Raw genomic sequence first — 17934 nt, 5'->3', positions numbered from 1 at the left:
TCAAGAGACCTCCGATCAACCCACACCCTCGCGTCTCACCCCACCTTCCGCGCCCGCGTCGTTCCCAGCGTCTTCCGCACCAGAATCCGGTCTCCGGCTTCGCCCATCCGGACGAACCCTGCCTGCAGGAACGTACCGAGCGGCCCGATCTCCTTCCCGGGCCGTGTCTTCGGCGGGTACGCATCCACGAACGTCACCCCTTCGGCGGCCAGCGCGCTCTCGGCCTCGGCGAGCAGCACCCGCCCGAGCCCGAGCGTTCGGTAGCGCGGGGCCACGAGCAGGCAGGCCACCGTCGGCACCCGCCCCGTCGTCGCGGCGGCGCTGGGCGCGAACGCCGCGAGCGCGCCGACGAGGCAGAGCCCCGCGGGAAAACCTCCCACGTACCCGGCAAAACCTTTGAGCCGCCCGGAGCGCATCTCGTCTCCCAGAATGTCGACCACCTCCCATGGGTCGAGCTCCGGTGGCTGTCCTGACAGACCGGGAAAAACGGCATCCGGCACTTCGTCGAGTTCGTGCTCCAGCAGCGCCAGGCCCTCGGCGACCGTGGTGGGTTCGTCGGGGGAGACAGGAAGGACGTACGTGTCGAGCATGGGGTTTTACGGGACCGGACATAGAGTCCCCTCAATGAGCTCCATGTGTCGAACGACCCGATCGTCCGGAAAAAAAGTGAGGCGATGAAAAATATATTCCTGTCCGCGGGAAAACCGTAGGGAGGCACACGCTGTCTGGCGGGTGCACGAGGGGATCGCGGCGGGGGGCGGGGCGCGTTATGTTTGGGTTCGATGGTCCGGAAGTTCGGGCTCCCCGTCCTCACGCCTCGGCCGCCGCTGCCGACAGTCGATGCCATGCGCAAGCGCCTCGGCGGGCGCGCCTCGACCGAACCCGGGGCCGGGGACGCGGTCACGTTCACCACGCCGGGCGGCGTTCGCCTGATGGGCGTGGTCCTGTTCGTCCGGGGAGACGAGCTCGACGTGTGGGTCGACGAGAACGTGGTGCGCCGGACCCGTCGCGCGGCGGCCGCCCCGCTCGACGCCGCCCTCCCGCGGGATCTCGTGACGATCGCCGCCGACGCGCGGGTCTTCGCCACGCTGAGCGAGGGCCAGCGGATCCGCTACCTCGACGAGGGTCGCGTGGACGAGGGCACGCTCATCGAAAAGTGCCGGTTCGGCGCGCTCGTCGAGCGCAGCGACGGCACGATCGTCGGCCTCGGGTTCCGCAGGCTCTGGCCCGCGGACGCCGCGCCTGCGCGCGAACCTTCGTAGCTAGAGGCAGCTACAGACCGGATCGCCGATCGCGCAGGCGCAGCCCGTCGTGACCCGCGTGTTCGGTTTTCCCGGGACCGAGGTCGCGTTGTGCTTGCGCTGTTGCGGGTTCAGGCCGGTCGGCTGGTCCGGTGACGTCTTCGGCTGCGCCTCGGCTTCGGGCGGCGTTTGCGCCTCGGCCGGGGCTCTCGGCGCCTGGGCTTCGGCGGCCTCGGGCTGCGCGATCTCGTTCGTCGCGGTCGGCGCGGGCTCGTGCTTGCCGCAGGCCGCGACGAGCAGCGACGCACCCACGGCGAGGCGCAGCCGCGGCAAACTCCGAGCGGGCGGGGGACGTGGCTCGCGCTCGCGGAAGAGGACGTTCCCCTCCTCGTCGTGCTCCACCCGCACGCAGAGCGAGTGCGGCCGGGCCGAGGCGATCAGCCGATCGGCCTCCTCGGGCGAGAGCTCGGCGAGCGCGACGACCTGCTTGTCGCACGAACTGCAATGCCGTCGCGCCTCCGAACCCGTCATCGACTCCCAGCGCTCGCTGCAAGGCTCGGCGATGTGGAAGCGTCGAAGCATGGGGAAGAGTGTACGCTGGCGAGCCGGAAAAGGGGAGCCCTCGGGCGCTACGCCCCGCCGAGACGGGCCTGCGCGAACGTCCCCAGGCCGTTCACGACGACCGGGGGGATCTCGTGCGCGCCGCCGTGCGGCACCCACGTCACGCCGGCTTTCGCCGCGGTCATCATGTCCCGCAGGATCTCGGCGCGTCCGAAAGGCAGGAGCGGATCACGCCGCCCGTGCGAGATGAACGCCGAGAGCCGCTCGCCGAGCGCATCGAGCCCCGTCTGCCATCGGTCGCCGCCGAGCCGGGTCCCCGAGAGCACGGCGAGGCCGGCGAAAGGCTCGCGGAGGTGGGTCACGAGTTCGGTCGTGACCATGGCGCCCTGGGAAAACCCGCCCACGAGGAGCTGATCGCGCCGCACGCCGAGATCCTTCACGAGGACCTCGATGGTCTCCGCGAGGGCATCACGCGCGGGCGCGAGTCCCTCGGGCACCTCGTCGAGGCGCTTCATGGCGCCGTCGATGTCGCCGCGCATGAGCAGGGTCATCAGCCGATCCATGCCGATGTCCCACCAGGCACGGCCGTGCATGCCGGGGCCGACTTCGACTTCGAGGGGGGCTTCGGGGAAGAACCAGCGGACGCCGCGGCCGGCGTCGATGACGCGGCAGAGGCTGACGAGGTCTTCCCCGGGCGCGCCGAAGCCGTGGCAGAGCAGAATCGCGGGGCCGTCGCCGCCGCCGCGGTGATCGTCGCCGCCGCGGGCGTGGACGCGGAGGGGGCCGAAGGTGCGGGGTTCCATGGGGCGGGACGGTAGCAGGATTTCGAGGGGGGTGGGGGAGGAGGGGCGGCGACCGGGCTTGACAGGGCTCCGGCCCCAACCATTACGCTCGCTGCCCCATGCCCGGATCGTTGCACCACGCCCGACAGTTGGGCAGGCTTCCGTATCGCGGGAACGACCAGCAGGAGCACTGGGAGGTCGATATCATCGACGGCGACATGGACGTCGTCTCGTATTCGTCCTGGCACGAGCTCGTGGAATACTGCGCGCGGCTCGGCGTACCGGTGGAGGTATGGCCCGGCTTCACCCGCGAGGGCATCGATGTCTCGCTCGATCGGGTCGATCGGATGCAGGGGGACCTCCGGGAGGCTTTGCGCAGATTGACACTCGCCGAGGTCTCCGGGCACGTACTGCTTGCGCGTATCGTCGGGTATCTTGCGCGCGGGGAGAAGGTGTTTTTCTGTTGATGGGAGGCGCCTCGAGCCTGCGTCATGCCTCCCCGCCCGCCCATTCGCGACCGACCTTGTGCCGACGGCGGAGGGGTGGCATGCTACCGGGAGACATCGGCGACGGAGAAACGCATGGAAAGGCGAACCTTGGAGCAGCTCGAAGCGGCGCTCGAAGCGGTCAGCAAAGAACTGGCTCCACGCGTCGAGGAGCTCGCGCGGAAGAGCACCGCCGGCGTCCTCACGCCGGAAGAGCACCAGGAGTACGCCGAGGTCGTCCGCCTGAATGACACGCTGAGCCTCCTCAAACTGCAGGCCGAGGAGTTCTGGAGCGTGCGCGCCGCGTCGTGAAGCTCTCGACCGACACGCGGGAGTTCGTCCAGCGGCGCGCCCAGGGCGCGTGCGAGTACTGTCGGTTGCCTCAAAGCGCGTCGATTCTGCCCCATCAGGTCGACCACATCATCGGAAGGCAACACCGTGGATCGGATGATGTCGATAACCTGTGCCTCTGCTGCATTCGCTGCAACCTGAAGAAGGGGCCGAATATCGCGTCGATCGACCCCGAGACGAGTGCCATCGTGCCGCTTTATCACCCGAGGCGGCAGTCTTGGGGAGAGCACTTTTCCGTAGAGTCGGAAGGGACCGTGGAGGGGGTGACGGCCGAGGGGCGTGCCACCGTGCAGCTCCTCGACATGAACGACGAGGGGCGCGTTCGGCTGCGCGTATTGCTCTTGCGCCGTGGATGGCGTCCTTGAGCCAGGAGGCCGAAGCCCGCCGAGGAACCATGCTGGACGACGTGCGGAATGTCCCCTGGGCGTCCTTTGCCCAGCCGGAATGGAACGACCCGAACGAGGTTCCATCCGCGCTTCGCGCCCTTTCGTCGTGCACTTCCGAGGAGGAGGCCCTCCGCGCCTACCACAAATTTCTTTATGCCGTCGGAAACAATCACTCGGGCAGCTACTACCCAGTGGTACTGCCGGCGCTACCCTTCCTCGCCCGGATCCTCGAAAGCGACAATGAGATTGCGCGTCGAACGACGCTCGACGTGCTCATCGACCTCCTGGGCTCCTTCGGGCCCGAGCCCGGGTTCGAATTCGAAGGCATCGATCCCGAGACCGGCCTTCGTGGCGACCTCCGAGCCTTGTTGCATTCGCACGCTCGTATCATGGTCCCGGTGACGCTTGCGATTGCCAGCGACCGCTCACCCGCGCGTCTTCGTTCTGCAGCCTTGGCCGCGGAGCTCGCCGAGGCTCTGCTGGAGGACGCGGATTCGTAGGGAATCACTGCGTCGGCTTGTGCAGATGGCCGCCTGGTGGCATGCTGCGGCGGGCAAAATGACCATCGAGAATCAGACCGTCGCGCAGCGAAAATTCCTCGCGTCGATGATCGAGGACGACTACTACCCGAAGCACCTCGTCGAAAAGGGGCAGTGGCTGCTCGCGGCGCTGGCGGAGCGCATCGAGAAAGAGGCGCCCAAAGGAAGCGCGGTCTACGCGCTCACGCACGCGACGACCGAGGCGTTCAACGAGCTCCAGGAGGAGTTTTACGAAGCGGAAAGCGAGATCGAGACCGTCGCGCGCGAGGCCATCGCGGAGGATATCGGCTTCATCCTCGACGCCTACGGCTACGAATTCGACATCGAAGAGGCGATCGCGCCGCGTGATTGGTGAAGGATGATCGGCGTCCGCGTCCAGAACGCACAGGTCGAGGCTGCGTGGTAAACGTCGAGAGGTGAGAACGTGCCGAAAGTGAGCCCCTCCGTCCGTGGCGCGGTTCGCCTGTTTTCGTACTGGCTGGCGAACGGCACCGCGGGTCTGCCTTTGCTCGACGGCGTGGATTACTCGGCCATCTTCGAGGAGCCGAGCGCGCTCGAACAGACGTACGCGATCTTCATGAACGTGCTCGAATTCGATGATGCGGGGATCGTCCTGAATGCGAAGCAGGCCGAGCGCCGGGCCGCTCAGTTCATCCGGAGTTACGTGGAGCCGGATTACGTCGTCGAGCCCCCGTTCGAGGACTGGGAGGTCGAGCTTTACTGATGCGCGGGGGCGTCCGGCTCGTCGCGGAATTCGACCTTCGGCAATTTCCCGTCGTCCGCCAGAAAAGAGCGACCGCAGGAGAGGCAACGCGGGAAATTTTGGTCCACCATCCGGAATCGCGCATGCGCCGCGCTGCAACGCGCGCACTTCACCGGCGTCTCGAACGCGGCGACGATTTTTTGGGGATCACGGTGCATCGCGGCGATCGTACGCTTTGCATCATCCATTCCGTCCGAGCTCCCCTCACGTAGACTCCTTGCACGTAGCTCTCCGGATTCAACCGAGGCGCCGTGCCTGCCCGATCAGCCTCTTCCACGAGGTCGGCGAGCGGATCGCTCTCGTCCCGCTCCCCGGCAGTTCCGTCGCCATCGAGATCCGTCATGCGCGCGATCCTATCTCAAGCCACGCTCCAGAGGCCATGCGGTTTTCCGTTGATCGCTCCCGCCGAATCGGAGGACGCTTCTCTCCGGAGCGAATCCCATGCCCGACCCCATTTTCCTCCGTTTTCGTGCGACATCGGGTGAAAACGTCGACGTGCCGGTCCTCCTCGCCGGCGCGGGAGAGGCCGCCGCCGAGCGCTGGAAGGACGCGCGCCGCACGCCCGGCGTGCACGTGTTGCTGGAAGGGGATCGTGATTATGCCGTGAGCCTCACGCCCCCCGCCTCGGAGGCGACGATCCAGATGCTCCAAGCGAACCGGAAGAAGAGCGTGCGCGTCATCTTCCCCGGACGAACCCCCGTGCGGCGCAGGATCGCCGACGTCGCCGTCGTGCCGCCGAAGCAGGTCGGGCGGGCCGCCGCCCCCGGGGCCGCCGCGGCCCTCGATTTGACGGCCGGGCGCGAGGGCGCGCCGTCGTTATGGCTCCTGCCCGATGGATCGTTTGCCACCGAGCCAGGGCCGCCGCCACGTGGCCTCGACGCGGGCCCCGCGCTCGTCCGCGCCGCGCGCTGGGTCTCGTCGCGCCGCACCACGACCTTCGAACGCCTCTTCCCGCCGAGCGCGTTTCACCCTGACGAACCCTTGCGCCCCGAGCGGCTCACCGCCCCGCAGGCCGCGGAACTCCTCGCGCAGGCTCGGAGCGCGCTCGCCGCTGCCGCGACGAATACCGAATATGCGCGAAACGAGCCGCTCGCGGCCGCGCAAATTCGCTCGGCCGCGCTCACCGTGCTCTCGCACCTCGTGGCCACGGCGCTCCGGGATCCCGAGTTCCGCGCGGCGGCCGACCAGGCCGCGGCCCTGATGTTCGCGATCGTCGCGGGGGAGACCGGGCCTTCGGCCATGCCGGCGCTCCGGGCGCACGCGATTCAGCTCCTCTCGATGCGCGCGCCGGCGCTCTCGGCCGCGGACCGGGAGCTCGCGCGGAGCCTCGTCCGGAGCCTCGTGCGCGAGGCGCCGCCTTACGACAAACTCGCCGGACCCTTTCGCTTCGCCATGTGCTCGGCCCGCGATTTCCACGAGGGCGAGGTCGACATCTTCATCGAACGCTACGGCTTCCGCGAAATCCCCGCGCCCGAGGGCTCGCCGAAGCCGCCGAAATACACGACGTATCGCGTCCTCGAAGCCCCGTTCCGCACGCCGAGCGGCGATCCCGTCTGGCTCTACGCCCGCGTCGCGCGGCCCGACGACGAGAACATCGAAATGGCCGACCCGACGTTCGTCGGCGTCTTCATCAACCGCCACGCCCAGCTCGGCGCCTACGACATGCGCGCTGCCACGGCCACGGCGCGCCAGGCCGGTTACAAGATCATGATGAACGCGCAATGTGCTGGATTGACAACCCGCTTCGCGATCGCGCGCGCCTTCCCCGACGCCGACATCTACTCGTCCTGGGACAGCACTTATTTCCGGAACGGCGGGCCCGACGGCAAGATGAACGCCTCCGAGGGCGTCGATTGCTTCGTCGAGCTCTTGCGCGGCATGTGCGAGAAGGAGACGCACGCCGAGATCGAGGCCCGCATGCGGCGCGTGCAATGGCACCACGCGCAGGCCCACTTCCCGGGCTTCTCGCAGTTCGTCGGGCCCGGCAATCCCCTCGTCGTCGCGCGCTTCCAGGACGTCAACCGCGACGGCCGCGCCGACCTCTACGACGGCTTCCTCGACCTCACGATCGCCGAGCTCGCCGAGGACCTGCGCGCCTCGCTCACGCCGCGGGATCCCGGCGTCGCGCCCTCGCAGATCGGCGGCGAGGCGGCCACCGGGCTCGGCTGGGCCGCGGGAAGCATGAACCGCGTCACGCAATACTCGGATCTCTGGGCGGGTTTGCCTGGACAAAGCGAGCTCTTCTACATCTTTCACGCGGGCGGGTTCTACGACCGAGGCGAGCCGCCGGCCGATGTGCCCGGGGGTTTGCCCGGCGAGCGGCTCGGGGCCTTGCCGGCTGTTTGTCGGTATGTACGTGGCGGGGGTTCGGGGGCGGAGCTCGGCTCGTCCGAGCGGAGCCCCCGAGCGTTGGAAGAAGGCCCGGCGGGCATGCAGGCGGACGTGATGATGCACGCCCACCTGAGCCACGCGGGCAAGGAGCTGAAGCGCCTGCTTTGCGCGGCCGACGCGATGTGGCGCGCCTTCGACACGGGCCTGCTCGATGGTCCGCCCATGCACACGCCCGCGGGCAAGCGCGGCGCCATCCTGCTCACACTCGCGGGCCTGCTCGAGTTCCCCGCCGACCAGAACTTCGTCGACGGCCTCTGGTCCATGGCGCTCGAAGCCCTGCGATTCCCGCCGATCTCGAGGTCGGTCGTCCGCGGGTGCATCACCGAGGCCGACCACGAAGCGTCGAACTACTACGGTTCACGCCGGGGGCTCGTGCAGCTTTTGGAGGAGCTCGGGAAATCGGATCCGCTCGCGCTTTCGGTGCTCGAATCGGAGGATCCGAAGGTGGGACGGGCGAAGGAGATCTGACGTCGACTACAGCTTCGTTCCGGGTTTCTTCCCCGGCGGCGGGGCCTTGTCGTCGGGGCCGCCGAGCACGCTGTCGGGCGCCTCGGGGGCCATCTGCTGCAGATCGTCGGGATCGAGCGGGCCGTACGCCTTGCTGCCGAGCTTGAAGAAGACGCGGCGCATCTTGTCGCTGAGCTGGTCGAACGCGCGCGCGGCCATGACGTCGTAGACGCGGCCCTCGCTCGGGCCGCCGCCGATGCCGTACATCGGGTTCGTGTAGTCGACCGTGAAGTGGTCCGGCGGCTGCACGGGCAGGTCGAACTCGAGTTTGTCCGCCTGGCCCGGGATCTTCATGACCACGTGAAAGTCGACCACGATGCCGACGAACTTGCGGTCGCCCTTGTCCTCGGTGAAGAAATCGCCGGCCCAGCCGACCTCGTAACGCACCTCGATCGTCGGCGCCTCGACGTTGCCCGCATCGGGGTCCTTCCCGATCTTGCCGTCGCGCGCGTCGAGCACGGCGAGCGCCGCGCGCATCTGGGCGGGGTCCTTGCTGCTGGCTGCATCGCGCAGCCGATCGTACGGGTCGCGATCGTCCTTCGGCTGCACCGCGAGGGGCTTGCCGTCGGGGCCGATGCGCGGGCCTTGCTTCAGCGCCATCACGTCCGCCGGGAAGACCTTCTCGAAGCCTTGCTGCAGGCTGCGCACGATCTCCGCCTCGCGCTGCACGCCCACCTTCTCGCCGAAATGCGGGGCCACGGGGACGATGTTGCCGCCGCCCGCGATCTCGCCGCCGAGCTTGCTTTTGAGCAGCTCGTCGACCTTGTCGAGCTTCTCCGTCGACGGCGCCTCGAAGCGCGCCTCCAAGCGCGCCGTGTCGTTCTTTTCGAGGTAGCCGAGAAGCTTCTCCATGAACGGCAAGAGCTTCGGATCGTCGGTCGAGGCCTGCTCGCGGAACTCGCCGAGCGTCTTCGTGAAGAGCGTGTGGATCTCGTCCCGCGCCTCCGTCTCGACCACCGACTTGGGGTATTTCTTGAGGAAGTCGCGCAGCGCCGTGACCGAGCCCTTTTCCTTGGCCTCGCGGAGCGCAGCGCGTGGCAGGTGCTCATCGCGCGCCTCGTCGAGGTGGCGCTTGCCCTCGCGGACGTAGTGCTCCCACTCGTACTCGCGATCGACCTGCTTCGCGTTCGTGAACATCGCCTCGTCGCTCGCGACGTTGCGCATGTGCCACATCGGCAGCGCGAGCAAGGCCGCCGCGGCCCCGGAGACGCCGAGGATCGTGCCCTTCGCGAAGAGCGCGCCGATCGATTGCGCGGCCGGCTGCTGCATGTCCTCGTCGCGCGGCGCCTGCACGGCCCAGGTGTCCTTGACGCGCACCTCGAAGAGCGGATCGAGCTTCATCAGCGTCTCGATGTCACGCGCCTCTGCCGCCTCGCGGATCTGACGTTGCGAGTCGCCGAGCTGCCGGAGGACCTCCTCCGCGCGATCCTTGCCGTGGATCGTGAACGTCTCGGTGATGCCGCCCTCGAACGTGAAGGTGAGCGTCGTGCCGTTGTAAATGCCGTTCGTGTGCTGATGGACGCCGCGGAAATCCACGAGCGTGCTCATCGGCACGACGCGCAGGAGGCGATCCTCCGCGTTGATGAAATCCATCGGAAAAAGGAAGCGCCCGGGCTTGTACGGCAGCGAGGAGCCGAGGCGGACGCGACGAACCAGGAACAGGATCGACAGGAAGACGATCGCCGTGCCGAGGAAGTAAAGGAACATCACGGGCATGGGCTGGAGCTCCCGCCCGTACTGGTAGAAAAGCGTGCCGACCACGACGATGAAGCCGAGGAGCGCGAGGACGAACCACCCCGCGATGGCCGCGCCTTGCGAGGGCACGCTCGACAAAAGGGGGTACGGGTACGACTGGTGCTGCATGCAGCTGATGAGCCGCTCCCGCACCTCCCTCGGCAATGCATTGAAATCGACGCGCTTGGCCTCTGCCATGGCGACCTCCGAACGGAAGCCGCAAGTCGAGCGACCTCCCGAGCCGAGCACGATACGCGAGGCCCTCTCCGTGTGTCTACGGGAGGCGCGTTTTCCGCGGGAGCTCGTGGGAAATCACGCGTCGACGGATTTCGCTGTCGCTTGTCAGCGCACCACGCCGCGCGACGACAGCATCTCGTTCTCGAGCTTGACGATCTTGTTGTAGACGCCGATCAGGAGCAGCGACGGCACCCACTGTCCGACGAAGTTCGCGAGCTCGAGGCGCTTGGAGTAACCGAAGCGGCGCTGCGGGCGGGCCGAGGCCGCGAGGCTGGCCGAGAGCACCATCGAGCCGAACGCGAGGCCGAGATACGCGATCGACGGCAAGCGCGAGGTCTGGCGCTCGATGAGCTGCGTCGTCCTGCCCTCGTTCTTGTTCAACGTGGAGGTCATGCCCTGCGTGGAGACGTCGAACGACTGATCCATGGATTCCTCCCGGGGCCCCGACGAAGAGACGATAGGCCCGTGCCGGCCGACGCTTGCGACGATCACGCCAACAGGGGAAGCGTGCAGGGGAGTAGCGAGGAGGCTAGTTCAGCACCTTCGGCGGCGTGCGTTTCAGCGCCTCACGGCGGGCGATCGGGCCCGCCTGGTGCAGGACGAGGCGAAAAGCGCCGTCCTCGCGGACGAACAGGTTCGTCGCGACGAGCTCATTTCCGTCGATGGACTCCGTGCACACGACGAACGCCGCGTCGCCGAGGACGGTCGCCGCCGGCCGCTTGGCGACGATGGCCGGAGCGGACGGGCTCGAGAGGATGGCGCGGAAGCTCGCCATGACCTCGGCGCGCCCGCGCACCACGTCCCAGCCCGGATGCACGCACGCGACGCCCGCGTGCCGGGCCCAGAGGTCGTCCATCGCCACGAGATCGCGCCGCGCAAACGCCGCGTAAAACGCCGCGTTCGCAGCAAGGACCTCCGCTTCGTCCGACGCCATGGCTCGACAGCTCCTCTCCGCCGGGGACGATACCAAAGCACGAGAGCGAGGTCGACTCTTGCGGGCCGTCACATCGGCGTGTGTGGTTCCATGACGGGCGGGCGCAGCCGCAGGAAGATCACCGTCACGAGCGGGCTCGCCGGTCGCAAGAGCGAGGGCGATCCCTCCGCCGCGAGGCCGAGCGGCTCGAGGCTCCACGTGTGGGCGCGACGGCGACCGTCCACCGCGGGCCTTGCCGGCCCCGGCGAACTCGGGTGATGATGACCGGACGTCATGAGCCATCAGGGCCCGTACTTCATCCCCTCCGGTGCTCCCCCTGGGACGCCCCTCTTGATGGAGGAGGATCGTCCGCCGGAAGGGGTCTATTATTTCCGCATCTATGCGGTGCTGATGATCCTCATGCTCCTCGGCTGGTTCGCGTTTGGGCTTTACCTGATGCTCGGGCCGCTCATGCGGGGTGCGTCCGGACCATCCGCGACGGGGGAATGGGTGATGGGGCTCTTCGTCGCGGGCCTGTCGTTTCTCATCATCATCCCGCACGCGATCGTGCTCTTCGCCGGCAAGGCGCGCTGGGCCTACACGGTCGGGATCATCCTCATCGGGCTGAACATGCTGTGGAATACGTGCTGTCTGCCCATCACGATCCCGCTGCTCATCATGTGGATGAAGCCCGAGACGAAACGCTGGTACGGCGCGACCTGAGCCGGCGCCCGTCCCGTCCCCCGTTCACCCTGTAAAACGCGTTTTTGCCGCGAACGTATTCGCGCGAAACGTGCGCCCGGCGCGGGAGGTGCACGCATGCGCCCGCACGGGGGGGATCGATATGAAGGCGATCATGCTGGCGATCGTGCTCGGGCTCTTGGTGCTCGGGTGCAGCGTGAATGTCCGAAAGCCGGCCCGGGATGCGACGCTGGGCGCGATTTCGGCGCTCGAGACGCCTCCCGAAGACGACGAGCTCGCCCGCAAGATGGGGCTCTTGCTCGATCGTTTCTTGACGAATGCGCTCGCGGCCGGCCCGCCGCCAGGCGTCGAGCAGATCTCCGAGAACATGATGCGAGGCGCGATGCGCGGGCTCACGGCGACCGTGCCCGAGCAAAGGTGGATCGTGCGGCACCTCGTCACGGAGTCCCTGCGCACGGCCGTCGATACCGTGATGGATGAGCGCGGTCCGATCAGCCAAGCCGCCGCGAGAGCCGGCGAGCAGGCGGCCATGGGGCTCGTGCGCGGGATGAACAACGGGGAAAAACAGGCGACGTCGCTCGTCGGGGAGGTCTCGGGCGAGATGGGTCGGTCGCTCACGCGCGCGATGGGCAGCGAGATCGCAGGCTGGTTCGGCCCGGACGCCGAAGGGCCGCTCGCGGACGCGATGGCGGCCGCCGCCGAGCGCGCGGCCGGGGCGGCGGTGCACGGGGCCATCGCCGCGGCGAAGGACGAGCTCGCGCAGTGCAACACGGGCACGGGCGAGCCGTGCGTGAGCGACATCGTGGCCGCGCTGAGCCGCTCGGCCGCGCGCGGGGCGAGCGAGGGCGTGAGGCGGGAGATCCAGCCGCTGCCGGTCGGAATCGCGTTCGTCGTGGGGCTCGCGATGGCGCTGCTCGGGATCCGCCTCGTGCGCGAGTGGCGCTCGCGCCGGCGTCCGACGACCTGAAGGGCCGAAGGCGCACGCCCGCTTCCTTCTTGCCACGTGAGGCGGGATGAGGAAAAAGGGCCTCGTTGGAGGAGCGGGAGACATTGCTGCGGAACGAGGAGGGCACGATCGTGGCCGAGAGCCCGCTCGTGCTCGTCTGCGACTGCCCCGGGGGCTTCGCCGATACGCTGGTGAAGCTTTATGCGCCGTTCGCGCTCGTGGCGTCGATCCTCGTCTCCATCATCGTCGGGCTGCGCGCGGCGCCTTTCCCGATCCTGTTCGTCGCGATCGTCTGGACGACCGCCGCCGCGATCGGCAATCGCATCGCGCGGCGGAGCGCGCGCAAGCACGGCCGCTTCCGGATCGACCTCGAGCGCGGCGAGATCGTGCAGCAGGGACGGGGTTTTTCCCGGACGCTCGACGCGCGGGCGCTCCTCCACGCGGCGACGCCCGTGGTGGCCGGGGTGGAAGGGGAATCGACCGAGCCCGGGTTCGAGCCGCGCTGGCTTCTGCTCGTCATGCAAAGCGGCGAAGAGCTCCGGCTCGGCAAGGGTCCGGCGCACGCGCTCCGGCCCGTCGTCGTTTTTTTGCGGGAGGCGGGGGTGCCGGTGTTGGGCAATCGGAAGAGTCTCTTATAGGCCTTCCGAAGGCGCGCCGCGCCGCGTACGATCGGCCGCGGGATGGGGAGGGGCGGACGTCAACCGCACGGGGCAGGCAGCCCCGAGCGGGCTGGGCTCGTGATCTTCTCGAGCACGCTCGTGTTCAGCGGGAGCGCCCGCGCCGAGCCGGGCGTCGAATTCTCGGGGGGAGCTGGTTTCGGCGTGCTCGCCGCCGGCATCACGCCGGGCCGGTTCGCGATCAGCCCGAGCGCGAGCCTCGGCCTTCGCGGCGAACGCGGGTTTTTCGTCGCACGCGATACCATCTCGTTCCTCGGCGCGAACGGCGGACGGTTTGGGTTCAACAACGAGACCACCGTCGGCGGTGGTCTCTCCTGAGCGCGTGAATGTCAGCGCCGGGCTCTCGCTCGCGGCGTTCTCGCTCCCGATCTGCGGCCCGCGGCTCTGCGGCCAGGTGCAGGGCCTTGTCCCAGGGGTCAGCGCGCGGCTCGACGTCTTTGGCCCGTACCTCTCCGGAGGCCTCGGCGTTTCGGTCGACTGTGCCGGCATCTGGATCACGGGCCGCGCTTCTCCCGTGTGGAGCGGCGTCTCGGTGCGCTGCTCCGCGGGGCCCATCTTTCGGTTCGGATCTCACCATTGACTCATGAGAAAGGCTCTCTTCCCATGCGTACGCTGTTTGGCTCGATAGCTTCTCTCCTCCTGATGCTCGTGGCCGGGTGCAACACCGTCGACCCGGACGAATGCTGGGTCAACACATCGGGCGGCTTCGACGATGAGCAGCCGATCCCGATCGGCGCCGGGGTCGGCGCGACGAGCTCGGGCGATTTCGGGACTCCGCCCGCGGCGGAGCCGCTCGACTACGGCGGAGAGCCGAACCCATGCATGGCGCCGGAGGTAGACTTCACCATCCCCATAGCCAAGCCATCGGACTTCCCGTTCGTCACCATCATTCCCGATGACGGTACGGACACGGGCGGCGGGGAGCAAATGGCCGAGGCGAGTCTGCCGTTTACCAGAATTCACAACCTGAGTGTCAGGAGGTGGTACTGCTCTCTCACCATCCGAATGCCACTCCGGACTGAGTTGATGGGGAAAATTTCGGCAAGCCAAGCAGCCATCCTCAGCGCAGAGGTCACGAACATCGCATCGAAACGTATGGACTTCACACTCCCGGAGGGGATCTTCTGCGACGAGTTCCCCATGGCTGTGCTGGCAGCGTTCAAGGAGAAATATAAGTATCTCGGCGCCAGGGTGACGAAATGATGAAGATAACTCGTTCCGAGCTGCTCGACGTGGTCTACCGATTCTACCCGCGAAAGATGCTGGACATCGCGCGCGAGCATGTGCCTCCCGGTGAGCTCGTCTACGACGACACCGAGGAGCACCGCCGCCTGGTGGAAGCCGCGAGCCGCGGGCGAGCGGAGTACCCGACCTGGAAGGCGATGATCCGCCGCCTGGGGGATCGATACCGCCTTCAAAACGAATCGCTCCATCTGCTCTCGGGCGGCACCGACCCGGCCTACTCGGCCCGCATCTGGCTCACCAACGAAACGGCCATGACCTTCCACGTGTCCTTGCTCGGGCCTTACTACGGGATCCACCTCCCCGGTATTTCCGAGGAGGAGCCGGTGGCGCGCGATGTCGCTCGGGAGATCGAGGCCACATACCCCGGCTATCAGCCGATCCCGCCGGAGCTCGGTGATGTAATCGTGCCGGATCTGTTCGAGCCCAGGGCTTATTTTGGAGTGGCGACGATCTACCTCTGCCTCTTTTCGGAAGTCTGGACCTGGGCCGATCTATGAAACACACCTTCGACGAACTCCTGGACATCGTCTACCGATACTATCCCCGCGGGGTCGGGATGGTCGACGGCGATCTCGACGTCAAGCTCATCCACGATTCCGAAGAGCACGCCCGGCTCGCGGCCGCGCGCAAAAAGGCGGCGACGGACGAGCGCTGGCACGCCTTGCGGCGTCGCATCGAGGAGCGCTTTCCCGAGGCGCCGCTCATGAACCACTCGCTCCACCTCCCGACGGACAGCTACGACGACGCCTGTTACTCCTTCACCATCCACCTGCCCGGTGCCGCCCAGGATCGCATGTTATGGGGCCAGGTGAGCTTTTTGGTTCCTTATTACCTCATCCACGCATCGTGCAACATCGAGACCGTCCAGGAGGCACGAAAAGACTGCTTCACGGTCAAGTTTCAGGGCCTCCATTTTCAGGTCGAAGGCAGTCCGTTCGATCCAAGGCTCGTCTCGAACCCGGACGATGAACGGTTGAAGCGCGTCACCACCAAGCGGCACGTGGTCACCTTCGATCTATTGCCCGAGGAGCGGCCGTATGCGGAGTGGATCGCCCGCGAAATCGAGGCGACCTTCGGCTACGAGCCCATGCCGCCGGAGATCGGGGCCGTGCTCGTGCCCGAGCTCGCGACCCCGCATCTCCCCGGGGAAAACAGGCTGTATGACTGCCTGTTCTCGGACCATCATACGTGGGTGAATCCCTCGCCGTCCGACGTGCCGGCGCCCGGCGCGAAGGTCGACGCGAGTCAATTGACGGAGCCGTTCAAGGCGGTCCTCACGGTCCAGGCGGCGCTCGTCCGGATCATGTGGATTCTGAGCAGCAAAGGAAGTGGCGCGCTCCATGTGGAGATGGAGATGGACGGGACCCTGCGCAAAGACGAGCTGCTCGGCACACTTGCGTGGATTCGCCAGCTCAACGAGTCGTCGCCGACGCCCCGCGACCCTGCGAAAGGCGACCTCGAAGCTGCTGTGCGCGCGTTCGAAGAGCTGCTCGCCGCGTGGGAGGGTGACGGCGCACCGTCGGACGCCATGGTCGCTTGGGCCTCGAACTTCCTGGCCCGGTGGGACGTGGGGGAGAACGAAGCGTCGCGAGAGGACTAATTCATGCCTTGCGCGCTCTCGACCGCGCGGCTTCGCGCAAGAGCTCGGCCACCTGCGCATCGGCCTCCCCCACCATGGCCAGGATCCGATAGGCCGCTCCCCACCACTTGGCCTGGCGCTGCACGGCGTCCGACTTCGCCGCGGTCGCGGTCTTCGTCGCACCCTTTTTCGTCGCCCGGTCCGAGAGCTTCTCGGAGAGCGCGTCCGCGTCCGCCTCGAGCTTCTTCAATCGCTCGACCGGCACCTTCCGCGCTGCGAGCGCCTCGTGGACGGCAGGGAGCCCGACGAGCGCGCGGGCATCCTTCAAGATCTCGGCCCGGAGAGCCTCGGTGCTGGTCGAGCGCGACGCGACGCGCTCCGTTTTGCCTTCCTCGCTCTGCACGGTTCGAACGGTCACCCGCGCTTCATTCTTGATGATCTGCTGCAAGGCCGCGACAATGTCGGTTTTCCCGGCGTCCTCGTGATCCTGTCGGACGAGCCGCACCACACCCATGACGGCGACGTATTCCTTTTGCACCTCGGCGAAATGGAGCATCACGTCCGCGGTCGCGGCGACGCCCCCTCCGGCGGCCGTGCTCTTGGCCAGCTCCTGGGCTTCGACCTCGAGGCCCGCGTCCCGGATCCGCTCGAGATCCGAGGCGAGCCCGCCAAAGGATTGGAAGAGCGCGAGGAGCTCCGGCCTGGTCAAAATGCACTGGGCCGCGCGCGTACGCGCGGCGACGATTTGGGGAGAGATAGCAGATGCCACACGCGGACTTTACAGAAAGGACGGCACAAGAAGCAAGCACGAACACAAGGCCGGAAGACGCGGCTCCCTCCCCCGCAGAAGGCACGGGACCCCCCCGCAGAAGGAGACGCGGTTCCCGGTAGATGTATGTCAACTTGCCGGAAGAAGGCGTCCGTGACCCTGGCAGAAGGCGCGGGCGACACCGGCAGAAGGAGCGGGCGACACCGGCAGAAGGAGCGGGCGACACCGGCAGAAGTCGCGAGCGACACCGGTAAAGTCCGCAGGCGACACCGGTAGAAGGCGCAAGCGATACCGGCAGAAGGCGAAATCCCGATTGTCGTGGGATCGCACGTCCTGTAGCATGGGTGCTTCCCCACATGCTTACCCTCTTGCGCTGGACCGCCCCCCTGCTGCTCTTCGCGACGACCGCGGCGTGCGCCGAGCCGGCCACGCCGTGCATCATCTCCTCCGAGCCCTACTTCGCTCGTTACGACGTGGTCTCGCAGACCGGCATCCCATGCAGCGCGCGCCTCGGCGAGGACGTGGGGCTCGAGGTGTATCCCGGGGCGAGCGGGGGCGCGCCGACCATCGCCGTGCAATCGCAGGCGCTGAAGAACTTGTGGTTCGAGGCCAAGTTCAATGGCAAAGACCTCGGCGACCAGCGGGCCTACGCGCTGGGGGATTTCGCCGAGAGCGCGGGGCCGGACGGGATCTGCCGCGCGGGCGACCTCGCGCCGGCGGAGATCGATCTCCCGCCGACGCAGATCTTCGACGACCTCGGCAACCCGTTCTTCGTCGGGGGCGGGCACGTCCGGGAGACGTGGCGGAACCTCGCCATGTACGTCGCGCCCGAGGTGCCCGGCGTGCGGTTTGCCGCCGAGCTCGAGGTCGAGGATCTCACGCAGGGGTGCACGGTGAAGTACACGGTGGCGGCGCTCTCGCCGTCGGCGTATTGCGGTGAATTCGGCGACTTCACCGATCTGCCGAAGGACGTGTTCTGCTCGCCCGTGCCGACCCAGACGTTCGCGGGGCTCCACCCCGGCTCCGGGATCGACCCGCGGATCGCCACGCGGTGTGATGAGGCGACGCTCCGCTGCGTGCTCGTGGGCGATCCGCTCGATCCGCTCTGACCTCGAGGGCCCGACGA

26 protein-coding genes are annotated in these 17934 nt (G+C 67.6%); 17 read left to right on the top strand and 9 right to left on the bottom strand.

Going from position 1 to position 17934, the window contains the following annotated elements; genetic code table 11:
• Nucleotides 1–35: 35 nt before the first annotated feature.
• On the bottom strand, nt 36–590 hold the full coding sequence (locus KEG57_RS15985; protein WP_272418774.1) for a GNAT family N-acetyltransferase: 555 nt from the start codon (nt 588–590) through the stop codon (nt 36–38).
• 192 nt (nt 591–782) lie between these two features.
• On the opposite strand from KEG57_RS15985, the gene KEG57_RS15980 reads away from it, so the two are divergent.
• Complete coding sequence (locus KEG57_RS15980; protein ID WP_272418775.1) at nt 783–1262, top strand: hypothetical protein; 480 nt, start codon at nt 783–785, stop codon at nt 1260–1262.
• Here KEG57_RS15980 and KEG57_RS15975 read toward each other — a convergent pair whose 3' ends face one another.
• Complete coding sequence (locus tag KEG57_RS15975) at nt 1263–1823, bottom strand: hypothetical protein (RefSeq protein WP_272418776.1); 561 nt, start codon at nt 1821–1823, stop codon at nt 1263–1265.
• Nucleotides 1824–1870: 47 nt separating this feature from the next.
• Nucleotides 1871–2605, bottom strand: coding sequence for an alpha/beta hydrolase (locus KEG57_RS15970; protein WP_272418777.1), 735 nt, complete (start codon nt 2603–2605; stop codon nt 1871–1873).
• Between the two features lie 98 nt (nt 2606–2703).
• On the opposite strand from KEG57_RS15970, the gene KEG57_RS15965 reads away from it, so the two are divergent.
• From KEG57_RS15965 to KEG57_RS15940, 6 genes are all read left to right on the top strand, one after another.
• Complete coding sequence (locus KEG57_RS15965; RefSeq protein WP_272418778.1) at nt 2704–3051, top strand: hypothetical protein; 348 nt, start codon at nt 2704–2706, stop codon at nt 3049–3051.
• Nucleotides 3052–3165: 114 nt separating this feature from the next.
• Nucleotides 3166–3381 (top strand): hypothetical protein, encoded by a 216-nt coding sequence (locus tag KEG57_RS15960; protein WP_272418779.1) that lies wholly within the window; start codon nt 3166–3168, stop codon nt 3379–3381.
• Nucleotides 3378–3785 carry an HNH endonuclease gene (locus KEG57_RS15955; protein ID WP_272418780.1) on the top strand — a complete coding sequence of 136 codons (408 nt, stop codon included), beginning with the start codon at nt 3378–3380 and terminating at the stop codon, nt 3783–3785. Before KEG57_RS15960 ends, KEG57_RS15955 begins: the two co-directional genes overlap by 4 nt.
• Nucleotides 3782–4306: a hypothetical protein gene (locus tag KEG57_RS15950; protein ID WP_272418781.1), complete on the top strand. Its 525-nt coding sequence runs from the start codon at nt 3782–3784 to the stop codon at nt 4304–4306. Before KEG57_RS15955 ends, KEG57_RS15950 begins: the two co-directional genes overlap by 4 nt.
• 58 nt (nt 4307–4364) lie before the next feature.
• Nucleotides 4365–4700 (top strand): DUF5713 family protein, encoded by a 336-nt coding sequence (locus KEG57_RS15945; protein ID WP_272418782.1) that lies wholly within the window; start codon nt 4365–4367, stop codon nt 4698–4700.
• Nucleotides 4701–4769: 69 nt separating this feature from the next.
• Nucleotides 4770–5069: a DUF7677 family protein gene (locus KEG57_RS15940; RefSeq protein WP_272418783.1), complete on the top strand. Its 300-nt coding sequence runs from the start codon at nt 4770–4772 to the stop codon at nt 5067–5069.
• Here KEG57_RS15940 and KEG57_RS15935 read toward each other — a convergent pair.
• Nucleotides 5063–5266 carry a hypothetical protein gene (locus KEG57_RS15935; protein WP_272418784.1) on the bottom strand — a complete coding sequence of 68 codons (204 nt, stop codon included), beginning with the start codon at nt 5264–5266 and terminating at the stop codon, nt 5063–5065. The two genes, KEG57_RS15940 and KEG57_RS15935, sit on opposite strands and share 7 nt — an antisense overlap.
• Nucleotides 5267–5549: 283 nt before the next feature.
• Here KEG57_RS15935 and KEG57_RS15930 point away from each other — a divergent pair, with 283 nt between their 5' ends.
• Nucleotides 5550–7967, top strand: coding sequence for a hypothetical protein (locus KEG57_RS15930; RefSeq protein ID WP_272418785.1), 2418 nt, complete (start codon nt 5550–5552; stop codon nt 7965–7967).
• A gap of 6 nt (nt 7968–7973) precedes the next feature.
• On the opposite strand, the gene KEG57_RS15925 is transcribed toward KEG57_RS15930, so the two are convergent.
• The 4 genes from KEG57_RS15925 to KEG57_RS15910 form a co-directional block, all read right to left on the bottom strand.
• The gene (locus tag KEG57_RS15925; protein WP_272458592.1) at nt 7974–9938 is read right to left on the bottom strand and encodes a hypothetical protein; all 1965 of its coding nucleotides are present in this window, start codon (nt 9936–9938) and stop codon (nt 7974–7976) included.
• A 144-nt stretch (nt 9939–10082) separates the two neighbouring features.
• Nucleotides 10083–10403, bottom strand: coding sequence for a hypothetical protein (locus KEG57_RS15920; protein WP_272418787.1), 321 nt, complete (start codon nt 10401–10403; stop codon nt 10083–10085).
• Nucleotides 10404–10506: 103 nt separating this feature from the next.
• Nucleotides 10507–10911 (bottom strand): nuclear transport factor 2 family protein, encoded by a 405-nt coding sequence (locus KEG57_RS15915; protein ID WP_272418788.1) that lies wholly within the window; start codon nt 10909–10911, stop codon nt 10507–10509.
• Nucleotides 10912–10979: 68 nt separating this feature from the next.
• Complete coding sequence (locus KEG57_RS15910) at nt 10980–11135, bottom strand: hypothetical protein (protein ID WP_272418789.1); 156 nt, start codon at nt 11133–11135, stop codon at nt 10980–10982.
• 49 nt (nt 11136–11184) lie between these two features.
• On the opposite strand from KEG57_RS15910, the gene KEG57_RS15905 reads away from it, so the two are divergent.
• The 8 genes from KEG57_RS15905 (at nt 11185) to KEG57_RS15870 (ending at nt 16060) form a co-directional block, all read left to right on the top strand.
• The gene (locus KEG57_RS15905; RefSeq protein ID WP_272418790.1) at nt 11185–11613 is read left to right on the top strand and encodes a hypothetical protein; all 429 of its coding nucleotides are present in this window, start codon (nt 11185–11187) and stop codon (nt 11611–11613) included.
• 133 nt (nt 11614–11746) lie between these two features.
• Nucleotides 11747–12559, top strand: coding sequence for a hypothetical protein (locus KEG57_RS15900; RefSeq protein ID WP_272458591.1), 813 nt, complete (start codon nt 11747–11749; stop codon nt 12557–12559).
• An 83-nt stretch (nt 12560–12642) separates the two neighbouring features.
• Complete coding sequence (locus KEG57_RS15895) at nt 12643–13176, top strand: hypothetical protein (protein WP_272418792.1); 534 nt, start codon at nt 12643–12645, stop codon at nt 13174–13176.
• 99 nt (nt 13177–13275) lie between these two features.
• The gene (locus KEG57_RS15890) at nt 13276–13533 is read left to right on the top strand and encodes a hypothetical protein (RefSeq protein WP_272418793.1); all 258 of its coding nucleotides are present in this window, start codon (nt 13276–13278) and stop codon (nt 13531–13533) included.
• A 4-nt stretch (nt 13534–13537) separates the two neighbouring features.
• Complete coding sequence (locus tag KEG57_RS15885) at nt 13538–13795, top strand: hypothetical protein (protein ID WP_272418794.1); 258 nt, start codon at nt 13538–13540, stop codon at nt 13793–13795.
• Nucleotides 13796–13818: 23 nt separating this feature from the next.
• Nucleotides 13819–14418, top strand: a complete 600-nt coding sequence (locus KEG57_RS15880) for a hypothetical protein (protein WP_272418795.1) — start codon at nt 13819–13821, stop codon at nt 14416–14418.
• Nucleotides 14415–14957, top strand: a complete 543-nt coding sequence (locus KEG57_RS15875; protein WP_272418796.1) for a hypothetical protein — start codon at nt 14415–14417, stop codon at nt 14955–14957. The genes KEG57_RS15880 and KEG57_RS15875 overlap by 4 nt, the downstream gene beginning before the upstream one ends.
• Complete coding sequence (locus KEG57_RS15870) at nt 14954–16060, top strand: hypothetical protein (RefSeq protein ID WP_272418798.1); 1107 nt, start codon at nt 14954–14956, stop codon at nt 16058–16060. The genes KEG57_RS15875 and KEG57_RS15870 overlap by 4 nt, the downstream gene beginning before the upstream one ends.
• A 1-nt stretch (nt 16061) precedes the next feature.
• Here the strand turns inward: KEG57_RS15870 and KEG57_RS15865 are convergent, their stop codons facing one another.
• On the bottom strand, nt 16062–16808 hold the full coding sequence (locus KEG57_RS15865) for a hypothetical protein (RefSeq protein ID WP_272418799.1): 747 nt from the start codon (nt 16806–16808) through the stop codon (nt 16062–16064).
• 356 nt (nt 16809–17164) lie between these two features.
• Between KEG57_RS15865 and KEG57_RS15860 the strand changes: the two genes are divergently transcribed.
• Nucleotides 17165–17917: a hypothetical protein gene (locus tag KEG57_RS15860; RefSeq protein ID WP_272418800.1), complete on the top strand. Its 753-nt coding sequence runs from the start codon at nt 17165–17167 to the stop codon at nt 17915–17917.
• Nucleotides 17918–17934: the final 17 nt, after the last annotated feature.

This window comes from Polyangium jinanense, assembly GCF_028435365.1.
This window is presented reverse-complemented; position numbering and strand designations above follow the sequence as displayed.

Coding starts and splice junctions, on each gene's coding strand:
- KEG57_RS15860 (WP_272418800.1), top strand. CDS start 17,165: ATGCTTACCCTCTTGCGCTGGACCGCCCCCCTGCTGCTCTTCGCGACG.
- KEG57_RS15905 (WP_272418790.1), top strand. CDS start 11,185: ATGAGCCATCAGGGCCCGTACTTCATCCCCTCCGGTGCTCCCCCTGGG.
- KEG57_RS15985 (WP_272418774.1), bottom strand. CDS start 590: ATGCTCGACACGTACGTCCTTCCTGTCTCCCCCGACGAACCCACCACG.
- KEG57_RS15930 (WP_272418785.1), top strand. CDS start 5,550: ATGCCCGACCCCATTTTCCTCCGTTTTCGTGCGACATCGGGTGAAAAC.
- KEG57_RS15945 (WP_272418782.1), top strand. CDS start 4,365: ATGACCATCGAGAATCAGACCGTCGCGCAGCGAAAATTCCTCGCGTCG.
- KEG57_RS15965 (WP_272418778.1), top strand. CDS start 2,704: ATGCCCGGATCGTTGCACCACGCCCGACAGTTGGGCAGGCTTCCGTAT.
- KEG57_RS15870 (WP_272418798.1), top strand. CDS start 14,954: ATGAAACACACCTTCGACGAACTCCTGGACATCGTCTACCGATACTAT.
- KEG57_RS15975 (WP_272418776.1), bottom strand. CDS start 1,823: ATGCTTCGACGCTTCCACATCGCCGAGCCTTGCAGCGAGCGCTGGGAG.
- KEG57_RS15900 (WP_272458591.1), top strand. CDS start 11,747: ATGCTGGCGATCGTGCTCGGGCTCTTGGTGCTCGGGTGCAGCGTGAAT.
- KEG57_RS15925 (WP_272458592.1), bottom strand. CDS start 9,938: ATGGCAGAGGCCAAGCGCGTCGATTTCAATGCATTGCCGAGGGAGGTG.
- KEG57_RS15935 (WP_272418784.1), bottom strand. CDS start 5,266: ATGCACCGTGATCCCCAAAAAATCGTCGCCGCGTTCGAGACGCCGGTG.
- KEG57_RS15875 (WP_272418796.1), top strand. CDS start 14,415: ATGATGAAGATAACTCGTTCCGAGCTGCTCGACGTGGTCTACCGATTC.
- KEG57_RS15970 (WP_272418777.1), bottom strand. CDS start 2,605: ATGGAACCCCGCACCTTCGGCCCCCTCCGCGTCCACGCCCGCGGCGGC.
- KEG57_RS15915 (WP_272418788.1), bottom strand. CDS start 10,911: ATGGCGTCGGACGAAGCGGAGGTCCTTGCTGCGAACGCGGCGTTTTAC.
- KEG57_RS15960 (WP_272418779.1), top strand. CDS start 3,166: ATGGAAAGGCGAACCTTGGAGCAGCTCGAAGCGGCGCTCGAAGCGGTC.
- KEG57_RS15980 (WP_272418775.1), top strand. CDS start 783: ATGGTCCGGAAGTTCGGGCTCCCCGTCCTCACGCCTCGGCCGCCGCTG.
- KEG57_RS15920 (WP_272418787.1), bottom strand. CDS start 10,403: ATGGATCAGTCGTTCGACGTCTCCACGCAGGGCATGACCTCCACGTTG.
- KEG57_RS15880 (WP_272418795.1), top strand. CDS start 13,819: ATGCGTACGCTGTTTGGCTCGATAGCTTCTCTCCTCCTGATGCTCGTG.